This window comes from Ectopseudomonas guguanensis, from assembly GCF_900104265.1.
Classification (GTDB): domain Bacteria; phylum Pseudomonadota; class Gammaproteobacteria; order Pseudomonadales; family Pseudomonadaceae; genus Aquipseudomonas; species Aquipseudomonas guguanensis.
The window spans coordinates 201,115-215,754 of sequence record NZ_FNJJ01000007.1 but is presented as its reverse complement, the minus strand read 5'-3'; the positions used below and the strand labels follow the sequence as shown (position 1 = coordinate 215,754).

Here is a 14,640-nt window from a genome sequence, read left to right as displayed (position 1 = left end):
TAGTCTACCCGAAAGGCCTTACCAGCTCAAACCTCGATCACCGATAGGCGGCGACCAGTGCAGACGCACCCCGCTCGCCTCGATTCCTGGCGCTTGCGTCAGGTTCGCCACCGCCATCAGCTCATCGCCATCGAACAACAGCGGCAGACGCGAGCGCACGAATGGAGGCACGCGCATCTCGTTCAGCAAGCGTTTGAGATCACGCCGACCACGTCCCGGCACCTGCAGCGACTCGCCGCCGACGCGGTAACGCAGATGCCAGTGACCTTGAGGCAGTTCGCCAGACAGGTTCACACGACCATTGCCGGGGAGCTCGACCGAATCGGTAAGGGCAGCGTTGAGCAAACCCAGCGGTTGCGGCGGCTTCAGCCAGTCACCGCTGAGCCACCAGAGCCGACCCTCCGCCCTGCGCAGCTCGCCATCGGCCAGTTTCCAGATCGGCGTCGCATCCACAGCCGCATCACGCAGGTCATACCAACCGGCCCAATGGCCGCTGTCGGGCATTCGGCTCAGGGGCGCCAGCCAATGCCGCAGCAGATTGCACTGACGCGCATCGCTCAGCGCGGCCACGCCCGACAAATCCAGGGAAGGCAACGGCAGCCAGGGCAAAGCGCAAACGCCACGAGCAGCCAGCAGGTCCATCTCGGCCAGCTCTTCCAGCAGCTGCTGGGCCTCGCCAAGATAGCCGGCGCTGCGCGCAAGGCTTGCCGTCACCTGCGGCCAGCGCTCGGCCAGCAACGGCATCACCTGCCTGCGCAGGAAATTGCGACTGAAGCGCTCGTCGGCATTGCTCGGATCCTCGACCCAGGCAAGCCCATGGCTCTGCGCATAGGCATGCAATTCGGCCCGCGAGCAGCCGAGCAAAGGCCGAAGCAGAGTGCCGCGACCCAGCGGCCGACTGGCCGGCATGGCCGCCAGGCCGCGCACGCCAGCCCCGCGCAGCAGGCGAAACAGCAGGGTTTCGGCCTGGTCGTCGCGATGCTGGGCGCCGAGCAAAATCTCGCCTGGGCCCAGCCGCTCAGCGAACGCCGCATATCGCGCCCGCCGCGCGGCCTGTTCCAGGCTGGCCCCCGGTGCCACCTGCACCCTGACGATGTCCAGTGGAATATCCAGCCGTGCGCAAAGCTTCGCGCAATGCTCCGGCCAGGCATCGGCCGCCGGCTGCAGGCCATGATGGATATGAATGGCGGACAGCGCAGGCAGCTCCTCGCGTCTCGCCCAGGCGGCGAGCAGATGCAGCAGCACGCTGGAATCCAGGCCACCGGAGAAGGCAATGCGCCAGGCAGGAGCCGTGCGCCACGGCTGCATGGCCTGACGCAGGCGAATGGTGAGATCGGTCATCGGCCAAGCTTAAACAACAACGGGCCCGAAGGCCCGTGGTGGTGTGCGATGAAATTACGTAGGGTGCGCCGTGCGCACCAGGAATACCGGCGCTACAGCCATTGGAGCGCACAGCGCACCCTACAACAGCCGTTGAGAAACTCAGGCGATGCCGTAGCTCATCAGGCGGTCGTAACGGCGCTTGAGCAGCGCATCGGTATCGTGCTTCTGCAGGCTGGCGAGCTGCTTGGTCAGTTCCTGGCGGATCGACTCGGATGCCGCGACCGGATCACGGTGCGCGCCGCCCAGCGGCTCGGCGATCACCTGGTCGACGATACCCAGGTCCTTCAGGCGCTCGGCGGTGATACCCATGGCCTCGGCAGCGTCCGGCGCCTTCTCGGCGGTACGCCAGAGAATGGAGGCGCAACCTTCCGGTGAGATCACCGAATAGGTGGAGTACTGCAGCATGTTCAGCTGATCGCAGACGCCGATGGCCAGCGCACCGCCGGAGCCACCCTCACCAATGACGGTGGCGATGATCGGCGTCTTCAGGCGCGCCATCACGCGCAGGTTCCAGGCGATGGCCTCGCTCTGGCCGCGCTCCTCGGCATCGATACCCGGGTAGGCGCCGGGGGTGTCGATGAAGGTGAGGATCGGCATCTTGAAGCGCTCGGCCATTTCCATCAGGCGGCAGGCCTTGCGATAGCCTTCCGGGCGCGGCATGCCGAAGTTGCGGCGCACCTTCTCGCGCACTTCGCGGCCCTTCTGGTGACCGATGACCATCACCGGCTGCTCGCCGAGACGGGCGACACCACCGACGATGGCGGCGTCATCGGAGAAGTGACGGTCGCCATGCAGCTCGTCGAATTCGGTGAAGATGTGCTGGATGTAATCCAGGGTGTAGGGGCGGCGCGGATGGCGCGCGAGCTGAGCGATCTGCCAGCTGGTCAGGTTGCCGAAGATGCTTTCGGTCAGGGCGCTGCTCTTGTCCTGCAGGCGGGCGATCTCGTCGCCGATATTCAGCGCGTTGTCATTGCCAACCAGGCGTAGCTCTTCGATCTTGGCTTGCAGGTCGGCGATCGGCTGTTCGAAATCGAGGAAATTCGGGTTCATAGTCATCCGTCTTGCGTCGACGGCCAAGTGGCCGGGGAGCTTTATCCATGTGGCGCCCTACCTTAAGGGATGGGGCGCTGCGGGTCGAGTCTGCTGCGCGAAGAGGGAGGCCAGCCCCCTCTCGCATCAGCGGTAGTGCAAAAAGACGTTGTCGCGCCCGAACTGGTCACGCAATGCCTGAATCAAAGTGTCGGCCGGGTCGATTCGCCAGGCATCGCCGAATTGAAGCAGGGCGCGTGCCTCCTCGCCACTGTAGTCGACGGTGACCGGGCAGGCGCCCCTGTGCTTGCTGCACAACTCGGCCAGCCAGCGCAGGCGATCGCCCTTGAGCGCTTCGCTGGCGACCCTCACGCGCAGGCTGTCGGCCAGGCCGGTACGCGCCTCTTCCAGGCTCATCACGCGCTTGGCGCGCAGACGCAAACCGCCGGAGAAGTCGTCGTTGCTTACTTCACCTTCGACCACCACCAGCGCATCGTTCTGCAGCAGCGCCTGGTTGCTGGCGAAGGCGTCGGCGAACAACGAGGCCTCGATGCGCCCGGAGCGGTCATCGAGGGTAATGAAGCCCATCTTGTCGCCCTTCTTGTTCTTCATCACCCGCAGGTTGACGATCATCCCGGCGATGGTCTGGGTATCGCGCGCGGGCTTGAGCTCGACGATGCGCTGGCGGGCGAAACGGCGGATCTCGCCTTCGTATTCGTCGATGGGGTGGCCGGACAGGTAGATGCCCAGGGTGTCCTTCTCGCCTTTCAGGCGTTCCTTGATCGGCAGCTCGCGGGCCTTGCGGTGGTTGGCATAGACGTCCGCCTCGGGCTCGGCGAACAGACCGCCGAACAGGTCCATATGGCCGCTCTCGGCGCTGCGCGCGGTCTGCTCGGCGGACTGCACGGCCTCCTCCATGGATGCCAGCAGCACGGCGCGGTTCTTGTCCACGCTGGCCTGGTAGGCCTTGAGCTCGTCCTGATAGTAGGGGCCGAGGCGATCCAGCGCGCCGCTGCGGATCAGCGCTTCGAGGGTACGCTTGTTGATGCGCTTGAGGTCGACGCGGTTGCAGAAGTCGAACAGGTCCTTGAACGGCCCGCCTTCGGCTCTGCACTCGACGATGGCCTCTACCGGACCCTCACCCACTCCCTTGACCGCGCCGAGGCCGTAGACGATGCGACCGTCGTCGTTGACGGTGAACTTGAACTCGGAGACGTTGACGTCCGGCGGATCGATGCGCAACTTCATGTTGCGGCACTCTTCCACCAGAATCACCACCTTGTCGGTGTTGTGCATATCCGCCGACAGCACCGCGGCCATGAACGGCGCCGGGTAATGCGCCTTGAGCCAGGCGGTCTGGTAGGACACCAGGCCGTAGGCGGCGGAGTGCGACTTGTTGAAACCGTAACCGGCGAACTTTTCCACCAGGTCGAAGATGTTGCCCGCCAGGTCGGCATCGATGCCGTTGTTGGCACAACCTTCGATGAAGCCGCCGCGCTGCTTGGCCATCTCCTCGGGCTTCTTCTTGCCCATGGCGCGGCGCAGCATGTCCGCACCGCCGAGGGTGTAGCCAGCCATCACCTGAGCGATCTGCATCACCTGTTCCTGGTACAGGATGACGCCATAGGTGGGCTTGAGCACCGGCTCCAGGCCGGCGTACTGGTAATCCGGGTGCGGATAGGACAGCTCGGCGCGGCCGTGCTTGCGGTTGATGAAGTCATCCACCATGCCGGACTGCAGCGGGCCGGGGCGGAACAGCGCCACCAGTGCGATCATGTCTTCCAGGCAGTCGGGCTTGAGCTTCTTGATCAGCTCCTTCATGCCGCGTGATTCGAGCTGGAAGACCGCGGTAGTCTCCGCCTTCTGCAGCATGTCGTAGGTTTTCTTGTCATCCAGCGGGATGAAGTCGATGTTGACCAGTTCCTCGTCCGAGGCGCCGTCGCGCTTCTGGATGCGGTGGATGGTTTCCATCGCCCACTTGATGATGGTCAGGGTGCGCAGGCCGAGGAAGTCGAACTTGACCAGGCCGGCCTGCTCGACATCGTCCTTGTCGAACTGGGTCACCAGGCCGCCGCCCTCCTCGTCACAGGCGATCGGCGAGAAGTCGGTGAGCTTGGTCGGTGCGATCACCACGCCCCCGGCGTGCTTGCCGGTGCCGCGCACGATGCCTTCGAGCTTGAGCGACATGTCCCAGATTTCCTGGGCTTCCTCGTCGTTCTTGAGGAACTCGCGCAGCGGCTCCTCCATCTCGTAGGCCTTCTCCAGGGTCATGCCCACTTCGAAGGGGATCATCTTCGACAGGCGATCGGCCAGGCCGTAGGACTTGCCCTGCGCCCGCGCCACGTCGCGCACCACCGCCTTGGCCGCCATCGAGCCGAAGGTGATGATCTGGCTGACCGCGTTACGCCCGTATTTCTCGGCCACGTAGTCGATCACCCGGTCGCGGCCGTCCATGCAGAAGTCGACGTCGAAGTCGGGCATGGAAATCCGCTCGGGGTTGAGGAAACGCTCGAACAGCAGATCGTAGGCCAGGGGATCCAGGTCGGTGATCTTCAGCACATAGGCCACCAGCGAGCCGGCACCCGAACCACGGCCCGGACCGACCGGCACGCCGTTGTTCTTGGCCCACTGGATGAAGTCCATCACGATCAGGAAGTAACCGGGGAAACCCATCTGGATGATGATGTCCAGCTCGAAGTTGAGGCGGTCGACGTAGACCTGCTTCTTCGCCTCGTAATCCGGCGTGTCCTTGGGCAGCAGGACCTGCAGGCGCTCCTCCAGGCCCTCGAAGGAGGCATGACGCAGGTAGTCGTCGATGCCCATGCCGTTGGGCGTGGGGAAGTCCGGCAGGAAATACTTGCCCAGCTGCACATCGATATTGCAGCGCTTGGCGATCTCGACGGTGTTTTCCAGGGCTTCCGGCAAATCGGAGAACAGCTCCCACATTTCCGCCGGGGTCTTGAGGTACTGCTGGTCGGAGTAATGCCGCGGCCGGCGCGGGTCATCCAGGGTACGGCCCTCGCCGATGCAGACGCGGGTTTCGTGCGCCTCGAAGTCGTCCTGCTTGATGAAGCGCACGTCGTTGGTCGCCACCAGCGGCGCCTCGACGCGGTCGGCCAGGGCCACCGCGGCGTGCAGGTATTCCTCGTCGCCGACACGGCTGGTGCGCTGCACCTCCAGATAGAAGCGATCCGGGAACACCGCCATCCACTCGCGCAGGCGCGTTTCCGCCAGGGCTTCGTCACCGGCCAGCAACGCCAGGCCGACTTCGCCTTCGCGCGCGCCGGACAGCGCGATCAGGCCTTCGGCCGCGTCCTTGACCCACTCACGCTGGATGATCACCAGGTCGTTGCTCTGCCCCTCGGCCCAGCCGCGGGAAATCAGCTCGGTGAGGTTGCGATAGCCCTTGGGGTTCATCGCCAGCAGGGTCAGGCGCGTCAGCGGGCCGTCTTCCTCGGCGCTGGCCATCCAGATATCGGCGCCGCAGATCGGCTTGACCCCGGCGCCCATGGCCGTCTTGTAGAACTTCACCAGCGAGCACATGTTGCTCATGTCGGTGACCGCAACCGCCGGCATGCCGGCCCCGGCCACGGCCTTGATCAGCGGTTTGACCCGCACCAGGCCATCGACCAGGGAGTATTCGGTGTGCAGACGCAGGTGGACGAAAGCTTGGGTCATGGGCGGCCTTGCAGGTGAAAACGACAAAGCGCGGATTGTAGCCTAAGCGGGTCTGACTTAGGGCCAGAGGTTCAGACCGTGGCGGCGATGCAATCGACGGCTACCGGCTCGAGCAGCGCCCGCACCGGGGCGAAGGAGCGCCGATGGATGGGGGTCGGCCCCAGGCGCTGCAGCGCCTCGAGATGAACGGGCGTCGGATAACCCTTGTGACCGGCGATGCCGTAGCCGGGATAGCGGCGATCCATCTCGAGCATCTCGCGGTCGCGGCTGACCTTGGCCAGAATCGAAGCCGCGGCGATCGCCGGTACTCGACTGTCACCCTTGACCACCGGTGCACTGGGTACCGCCAGCCTGGGGCAGCGGTTGCCATCGATCAGCGCCAGTTTCGGCGTCACGCTCAGGCCTTCGACAGCGCGCTGCATGGCCAGCATGGTGGCATGCAGGATGTTCAGGCGGTCGATCTCCTCCACCTCGGCGCGGGCGATGCACCAGGCCAGGGCCTTCTCGCGAATTTCGTCGAACAGCACTTCGCGACGCGCCTCGGTGAGCTTCTTCGAATCGTTCAGACCGATGATCGGCCGCAGGGGATCGAGAATCACCGCCGCCGTGACCACCGCGCCGCAGAGCGGGCCACGGCCGACTTCGTCGACGCCGGCGACCAGCTCTTCGACCAGGGTGAAGTCGAGGCCCAGCTGCATCAGTCGCGCCCCGCCAGCTTGAGCACGGCGTCCGCCGCCGACACCGAGGCGTCGCGACGCAGCGCACGGTGAATCACGTCGAAGCCTTCGGTCTGTACCTGACCACCGTCGATCAGCGGCGCCACGGCCTGGGCCAGGGCCTCGGCGGTCGCCGCCTCCTGGATCAGCTCGGGCACCAGCAGACGCTCGGCCAGCAGATTGGGCAGCGAGATATAGGGGCTTTTGACCAGGCGCTTGAGGATGCGATAAGTCAGCGGCGCCACGCGGTAGGCCACCACCATCGGGCGCTTGTACAGCAGCGCCTCCAGGGTCGCGGTACCTGAGGCGATCAGCACCGCATCGCAGGCGGCCAGCGCCTCGTGGGAGCGGCCATTGAGCAGGGTCAGCGGCAGATCACGCCCGGCCAGCATCTGCTCCAGTTGCTCGCGACGTTCCGGGGTGGCGCAAGGCAGGAGGAAGCGAACACCCGGGCGAAGTGAGCGCAGGCGAATGGCCGCGTCGAGAAACAGCTCGCCGAGACGCGCCACCTCCCCGCCTCGGCTGCCCGGCATCAGGGCCACCACCGGCTCGTCCTGCGGCAGGTCCAGCGCTTCGCGGGCGGCGGCGCGGTCGGCCTGTTGCGGTATGGCATCGGCCAGCGGATGGCCGACGAAACGCACCGGCACCTGATGGGCGTCGTAGAACTGCGCCTCGAAAGGGAACAGAGTCAGCATCAGATCACAGGCCTCGCGAATCTTCAGCACGCGCTTCTGCCGCCAGGCCCAGACCGACGGGCTGACGTAGTGCACCGTCTTGATCCCGGCGCGGCGCAGCTTGAGCTCCAGGCCCAGATTGAAATCCGGGGCATCGATACCGATGAACACGTCCGGCTGCGCTGCGATCAGATCGCGGGCCAGCTGCCGGCGGCGGCCGAGCAGTTCGAACAGACGGCCGAGCACCTCGACCAGGCCCATGACCGCCAGGCGCTCCATGGGGAAGTAGGATTTCAGGCCTTCGGCTTCCATGCGCGCACCGCCGACACCGATGAATTCGGCATCCGGATGGCGCGCCTTGATGGCCTGCATCAGGCCGGAACCGAGAATGTCACCGGACGCCTCACCGGCGACCAGTGCGACGCGAAGGGGTCTGCTCATAGGGATCAGCGCGTGATGCCGCGGGTAGAGGCCTGGATGGAGTCGCGGAAGATCGCCACCTCCGGGAACTGCGCAGCGGATTCGGCCAGCTCGGTCAGCGCCTGCTCGACGGTCAGCCCCTGGCGATAGACCAGCTTGTAGGCCTTGCGCAAGGCGGCGATGGCCTCGGCCGAGAAGCCACGGCGGCGCATGCCTTCGAAATTCATGCTGCGTGCTTCGGCCGGGTTGCCGAACACGGTGACGAATGCCGGTACGTCCTTGCCGATGGCGGTGCCCATGCCGGAAAAGCTGTGCGCACCGATGCGGCAGAACTGATGCACCAAGGTATAACCGGAGAGGATCGCCCAGTCGTCGACCCAGACATGCCCGGCCAGCGCCGTGTTGTTGACCAGAATGCAGTGATTGCCGATCACGCTGTCATGGCCGATATGGGCATAGGCCATGATCAGGTTGTGGTCACCAATGGTGGTTTCGCTGCGATCCTGCACGGTACCACGGTGGATGGTGACACCTTCACGAATGGTGTTGTGATCGCCGATCACCAGGCGCGTGGCTTCGCCCTTGTATTTCAGATCAGGGGTGTCCTCACCTACCGAAGAGAACTGGTAGATGCGGTTGTGCTTGCCGATCACGGTCGGCCCCTTGAGCACCACATGCGGGCCGATGACCGTACCCTCGCCTATTTCCACATCGGGCCCGACAATGCTCCACGGGCCGACGACAACGTCGTCGGCCAATCTGGCACTGGGGTCGATGATGGCGCGGGGGTCAATCGAACTCATAGTTTGCGTTCCGCACAAATGATTTCAGCGGAGCAGACTTCCTTGCCATCGACGGTGGCGCGGCACTCGAATTTCCAGATGCTGCGACGGTCGCTCAGGTACTTGGCTTCCAGCGTTAGCTGATCGCCCGGCAGCACCGGCGAACGAAAACGCAGCTTGTCCGAGCCGACGAAGTAGTAAAGCGTGCCGTCGGCCGGCTTCACACCCATCATCTTGAAACCGAGGATACCGGCGGCCTGGGCCATGGCCTCGATGATCAGCACGCCTGGCATGATCGGATGCTCGGGGAAGTGACCGTTGAAGAACGGCTCATTGATGCTGACATTCTTATAGGCGCGAATCTGCTTGCCTTCGACGTCCAGGTCCACCACACGATCCACCAGCAGGAAAGGATAGCGGTGCGGCAAATATTCACGAATTTCGTTGATGTCCATCATGTCCGGTTAAGCCTGTAAGAAAAGAAAAGAGCACGGTCACGCCGTGCTCAGGCATCAGATGAGACGTTTGCCGTCTGGGTCACGGCGGCCAGCTGTTTTTCCAGCTCACGCAAACGCCTGGCCATCTCGTCCAACTGACGAATACGCGCTGCGCTCTTCTTCCATTCACCCGCCGGCTGCATGGCGGTACCGGAAGAATAGGCGCCCGGCTCGGTGATCGAACGGGTCACCATGGTCATGCCGGTAACGAACACGTTGTCGCACACCTCGATATGGCCAACCATGCCGACGCCGCCGGCGATCATGCAGTTCCTGCCGATCTTGGTGCTGCCGGAAATCCCGCAGCAGCCGGCCATGGCGGTGTTGTCGCCAACCTGGACGTTGTGCGCGATCATGATCTGGTTGTCCAGCTTCACGCCATTGCCGATCAGGGTGTCGGAGAGCGCACCCCGATCGATGGTGGTATTGGCGCCGATCTCGACGTCATCGCCAATGGTCACTCCGCCTATCTGCGCGATCTTCTGCCAGACGCCCTTCTCGTTGGCGAAACCGAAGCCTTCGCCACCGATCACCGCGCCGGATTGAATGACCACGCGTTTGCCGATCTGCACGTCGTGGTACAGCGTCACTCGCGGTGCCAGCCAGCCTCCGTCACCGATCACGCTGCGCGCACCGACCACGCAATGCGCGCCGATACTGACCTCGGCGCCGATACGGGCGCCACTTTCGATCACGGCATAGGGGCCGACACTGGCGCTCGGGTCGATCCAGGCATCCTCGGCCACCTGGGCGGTGGCATGAATGCCGGCTGCGGCCTTGGGCTTGCGATCGAACAGGTGCGAGAGCTGGGCGTAGGCCAGGTAGGGATTGGCAACGATCAGGGCATCGCCGGCGTAGCCTTCGGCATCAGCCGCGGTCAGCAACACGGCACCGGCCTGGGTCTGGGCCAGGTACTTGCGGTACTGGGCATTGGCCAGGAAGCTCAACTGTTCGGGCCTGGCCTCCTGCAAGGTGGCCAGGCCCGTGATGACCCTAGCTTCGGCGCCACGCAAGGTGGCGCCCAGGCGCTCGGCCAACTGGCCGAGGGTAATTGTCGCAGTCATGCTCAGCGCATCTGATTCATGCGCTCGATGACCTGGCGGGTGATGTCGTACTGAGGCTTGACATCGATCACCGCACCGCGCTCGAGCACCAGGTCGAAGTTACCGTTCTTGATCACTTCCTCCACGGCCTTGTCCAGGTTCGGCTTGAGCTTGGCCAGCATTTCGCGGTCGGCGATGGCCTTGGCTTCGTTCAGCTCCTTGGACTGGAACTGGAAGTCACGGGCCTTCTGCTTGAATTCGAGTTCGAGGCGCTCGCGCTCGGCCTGCTGCATCTTCTCGCCTTCCTTGACCATACGATCCTGAATGCGCTTGGCGTCGCTCTCCAGGGCCTTGAGCTTGTTCAGCTGCGGGCCGAACTTCTTCTCGGCATCGACCGCGTAGCGCTTGGCCGCATCCGACTCGAGCAGGGCCATCTGATAGTTCAGCACGGCCACCTTCATCTCGGCGAACGCCGGAGTGGCGATCAGGGCGGCGGTGAACAGAACCAGTTGAGTCAACTTACGCACAATGCACTCCTGCAACAAAACTGTTGGCTTTCGGTGAATGACTTTTTAGAAGGTCTGACCCAGGGAGAACTGGAAGACCTGAGTATCGGCATCATCCGGCTTCTTGATCGGCATGGCCAGGCTGAAGCTCAGCGGGCCCAGCGCGGTGATCCAGGTCAGGCCGACACCCACGGAGCTGGCCAAGTTGCTGAAATCGATGTCGCAGCTGTCGCTGAGCTTCTTCTGACTGGACGAGCAGTTGGTGTCGAACACGTTACCCACGTCCCAGAACAGTGCGGTACGCAGCGAACGCTGATCCTTGACGAACGGCAGCGGGAAAAGCATCTCGACGCCGCCCTGCACCAGCACGTTGCCACCGAACGGCAGCGGATCCTGATCCGGGTCGCGGAGCGTGCCCGGCTTGTTGCCGGAGCTCGGCGTACTGCGCGGACCCAGGCTGCTGTCCTTGAAGCCACGTACCGAGTTGAAGCCACCTGCGTAATAGTGTTCGTAGAACGGCAGCTCCGCGGTGCTGCCGTAGCTGTCGCCATAGCCCAGCTGGGTATGGAAGCGCAGGGTGTAATTGTCGCTGATCGGCTTGAACACCTGGCCGCGGTAGTCGAGCTTGTAGAACGACAGGTCGCTACCCGGGATGGTGGTTTCCAGCACCAGGCTCTGCGAATGGCCACGGTTGGCCAGCACGCCGCGGTTCAGGGTCGACTCGGACCAGCCGATCGAGCCCTTGAAGTTCAGGTAGTTGTCACCCTCGGCCTCGATGAAATCGAAGATCTCGTCGACGGTATAGCGACCGGTATCGATGGTGTCCTGCTGCACGGTCAGACCGTAGGTCAGGCGCGCGGTCTCGCTGATCGGATAACCGATATTGATACCGGCACCCAGGCTGTCCACCGAGTAGCTGGATACGTCGACATCGAGCTCGTCGTAGTCGGTGGTACGGTAGAAGGCGTTGTAACCCAGGCTGACGCCATCGACGGTCCAGTAGGGGTCGACGAAGCCGAAGCTGTAGCGGGTCTGGTATTCGCTGCGGGTCAGGCCGATGCTGACGCGGTTACCGGTACCCAGGAAGTTGTTCTGACTGATCGAGCCACCCAGGATCAGGCCGGCGTTCTGGGCGAAACCGACGCTGGCGGTGATCGAGCCGGACGGCTGCTCTTCGACGCTGTAGTTGACGTCGATCTGGTCATCGGTGCCCGGCACCTGCGGGGTTTCGACGTTGACTTCCTTGAAGAAGCCAAGGCGCTCGAGGCGGGTCTTGGACTGGTCGATCAGATAGGTCGAGGCCCAGCCGCCTTCCATCTGGCGCATCTCGCGACGCAGCACTTCGTCTTCGGACTTGGTGTTGCCGCGGAAGTTGATGCGGTTGACGTAGGCGCGCTTGCCCGGATCGACGAAGAAGGTGATCGATACGGTGTTGTCCTCGTCGTGCGCTTCCGGCACGCCGTTGACGTTGGCGAAGGTGTAGCCCTCGTTACCCAGGCGACGAGTGATCAGCTCGCTGGTGGTGGTCATGATCTTGCGCGAGAAGACCTGCCCTTCCTTGACCAGCAGCAGTGCACGCACGTCTTCTTCCGGCACCTTGAGGTCACCGGACAGCTTCACGTCGCGAACGCTGTACTTCTCGCCCTCTTCGACGTTGACGGTGATGTAGACGTGCTTCTTGTCCGGGGTGATGGATACCTGGGTGGAGCTGATATCCATGTTGATGTAGCCGCGATCCAGATAGTAGGAGCGCAGACGCTCCAGGTCGCCGGACAGCTTTTCGCGCGCGTACTTGTCGTCGTTCTTGAAGAACGACAGCCAGTTGGTGGTCTTCAGTTCGAACAGATCGACCAGGTCTTCGTCGGAGAATACGGTGTTGCCCACCACGTTGATGTGGGAAATGGCAGCAACGGTACCCTCGTTGATGGTGATCTTCAGCGCCACGCGGTTACGCGGCTGGGGAATCACCTCGGCCTGGATCTCAGCGGAGTAACGGCCCTGCGCCACGTACTGGCGCTGCAGCTCGTTGCGCACGCCTTCGAGCGTCGCACGCTGGAAGATCTCGCCCTCGGCCAGGCCGGACTGGTTCAGGCCCTTGAGCAGATCCTCGGTAGTGATGGCCTTGTTGCCTTCGATCTCGATGCCGGAGATGGAAGGACGCTCGACCACGGTAACCACCAGCACGTCGCCATCGCGACCGAGCTGGATATCCTGGAAGAAGCCGGTGCGGAACAGGGAGCGAGTGGCATCGACCAGCTGGCGATCATCGACCTGTTCGCCGACGTTGAGCGGCAGCGCGCCGAACACGCTACCTGCGGATACCCGCTGCAGGCCGTTGACGCGTATATCGGAGATGGTGAAGGACTCGGCGTGAACTTCGGCGATCATCAATGCGGACAGCACCGCAGGTAGCAGCAGACGTTTCATGAAGTCCTTTCTTATTCCAACTGACGATAAAAACTGCCGCACAAGCGACACTTCTTCAAAATCTCAAGAACGTATTCAGTAATGCTCACAGGCGGCTGAGGTCGTTGACCAGGGCGAGCAACATGACCCCGATGACCAGACTGATGCCGATCTGCATCCCCCAACCCTGAACCCGCTCAGACAAGGGGCGACCACGCACCCACTCGACCAGATAAAACAGCAGATGCCCACCATCCAGTACGGGGATGGGCAGCAGATTGAGAACCCCCAGGCTAATACTCAGATATGCAAGGAATTTCAGGAAATCCCCGAGCCCTGACTCAGCCGAAGCGCCCGCCACTTTAGCAATGGTTATCGGCCCACTCAAGTTTTTTACCGAGAGCTCCCCGAACAGCATTTTCTTCAGCGAATCGAGGGTCAGCAGGCTCATCGCCCAGGTCTGACGCATGCCTTCGGCAATGCCTTCGATGGGCCCGTAGCGCACCTCGCGAAGCATCTCCGGCGGCCATTCGACGCCCTGAACGCCCGCTCCCAGATAGCCACTGCGCGCCTCGCCCTCCCCGCGCGATGCCAGGGTCAGTTGCAGGTCCTGCGCCTGCCCGTCGCGCTCGAAGCGCAGCGTGACCGCCTCGCCCGGCAGCGCCCGCACGCGGTCGACCAGATCCTGCCAGTCGGCCAGCGACTCGCCATCGAGCGCCAGCAGCCTGTCGCCCGTACGCAGCCCTGCGGCGTAAGCTGGCCCCTTGGGGTCGATCTCGGCCAGCACCGGCTCCAGAGCCGGACGCCAGGGACGAATACCCAGCGAACCGATGGGATCGGGCTCGTCGACGCCACGCAGCCAGTTGTCCAGTTGCACCTGCTTGGGTGTTTCCAGCGTGGAGCCCGGCTCGGTCACTCGCAGGTCGAGTACACCGCTCTCGCCCAGACGCCTTACCAGCTGCAGGTTGACCGCCGCCCAGCCACTGGTGGCCTCGCCATTGACCGCAACGATCTCCTGCCCCGCGCGCAGCCCCGCCACGTCGGCCAAGCTACCTTCCTGCACCGCGCCGATGACCGGGCGCACCTGCTGACTGCCAAGCATGGCGACGAACCAGAAGAACAGCAGGGCCAGAAGGAAGTTGGCCAGGGGGCCTGCGGCAACGATGGCGATACGCTGATGCACGCTCTTGCGATTGAAGGACTGCTCGAGCTGCTCGGGCGGAACATCGCCCTCGCGCTCATCGAGCATCTTGACGTAGCCACCCAGGGGAATGGCGGCCACGACGAATTCGGTGCCGTGGCGATCATGCCAGCGCACCAGCGGCGTACCGAAGCCGACGGAGAAACGCAGCACCTTGACGCCGCAGCGCCGGGCCACCCAGAAATGCCCGTATTCGTGAAAGGTCACCAGGACACCCAGGGCGATCAGGGTGCCAACCAGCATGTACAGCCCACTCATTTCACTTCTCCAGGTGTTCAGGCGCCGATACGCAACGACCCTGCACA

The 14,640-nt window shown here is 63.6% G+C and carries 11 protein-coding genes; all 11 read right to left on the bottom strand.

Going from position 1 to position 14,640, the window contains the following annotated elements:
- Positions 1-18 precede the first annotated feature (18 nt).
- The 11 genes from tilS to rseP all read right to left on the bottom strand — a co-directional run bounded on the left by tilS (position 19) and on the right by rseP (position 14,593).
- Entirely contained in the window at positions 19-1,341 is a 1,323-nt protein-coding gene (tilS, locus tag BLS61_RS12370) for a tRNA lysidine(34) synthetase TilS (protein WP_090431240.1), read from the bottom strand.
- 141 nt (positions 1,342-1,482) lie between these two features.
- On the bottom strand, positions 1,483-2,433 hold the full coding sequence (locus BLS61_RS12365) for an acetyl-CoA carboxylase carboxyltransferase subunit alpha (RefSeq protein WP_090431238.1): 951 nt from the start codon (positions 2,431-2,433) through the stop codon (positions 1,483-1,485).
- 126 nt (positions 2,434-2,559) lie between these two features.
- A complete protein-coding gene (gene dnaE / locus BLS61_RS12360) occupies positions 2,560-6,090 on the bottom strand; it encodes a DNA polymerase III subunit alpha (protein ID WP_090431236.1) in 3,531 nt (1,176 codons plus the stop codon).
- 71 nt (positions 6,091-6,161) lie between these two features.
- Positions 6,162-6,788 carry a ribonuclease HII gene (gene rnhB, locus BLS61_RS12355; protein WP_090431234.1) on the bottom strand — a complete coding sequence of 209 codons (627 nt, stop codon included), beginning with the start codon at positions 6,786-6,788 and terminating at the stop codon, positions 6,162-6,164.
- Positions 6,788-7,921 (bottom strand): lipid-A-disaccharide synthase, encoded by a 1,134-nt coding sequence (gene lpxB, locus BLS61_RS12350; protein WP_090431232.1) that lies wholly within the window; start codon positions 7,919-7,921, stop codon positions 6,788-6,790. Before lpxB ends, rnhB begins: the two co-directional genes overlap by 1 nt.
- Positions 7,922-7,926: 5 nt before the next feature.
- On the bottom strand, positions 7,927-8,703 hold the full coding sequence (lpxA, locus tag BLS61_RS12345; protein ID WP_090431230.1) for an acyl-ACP--UDP-N-acetylglucosamine O-acyltransferase: 777 nt from the start codon (positions 8,701-8,703) through the stop codon (positions 7,927-7,929).
- On the bottom strand, positions 8,700-9,140 hold the full coding sequence (gene fabZ / locus BLS61_RS12340) for a 3-hydroxyacyl-ACP dehydratase FabZ (protein WP_003244215.1): 441 nt from the start codon (positions 9,138-9,140) through the stop codon (positions 8,700-8,702). Before fabZ ends, lpxA begins: the two co-directional genes overlap by 4 nt.
- Before the next feature lie 47 nt (positions 9,141-9,187).
- Complete coding sequence (gene lpxD / locus BLS61_RS12335; RefSeq protein WP_090431228.1) at positions 9,188-10,249, bottom strand: UDP-3-O-(3-hydroxymyristoyl)glucosamine N-acyltransferase; 1,062 nt, start codon at positions 10,247-10,249, stop codon at positions 9,188-9,190.
- Complete coding sequence (locus BLS61_RS12330) at positions 10,246-10,749, bottom strand: OmpH/Skp family outer membrane protein (protein ID WP_024308903.1); 504 nt, start codon at positions 10,747-10,749, stop codon at positions 10,246-10,248. The genes lpxD and BLS61_RS12330 overlap by 4 nt, the downstream gene beginning before the upstream one ends.
- Positions 10,750-10,794: 45 nt before the next feature.
- On the bottom strand, positions 10,795-13,155 hold the full coding sequence (gene bamA, locus BLS61_RS12325; RefSeq protein ID WP_090431226.1) for an outer membrane protein assembly factor BamA: 2,361 nt from the start codon (positions 13,153-13,155) through the stop codon (positions 10,795-10,797).
- Between the two features lie 85 nt (positions 13,156-13,240).
- Complete coding sequence (gene rseP / locus BLS61_RS12320; RefSeq protein ID WP_090431224.1) at positions 13,241-14,593, bottom strand: sigma E protease regulator RseP; 1,353 nt, start codon at positions 14,591-14,593, stop codon at positions 13,241-13,243.
- Between the last annotated feature and the right edge of the window lie 47 nt (positions 14,594-14,640).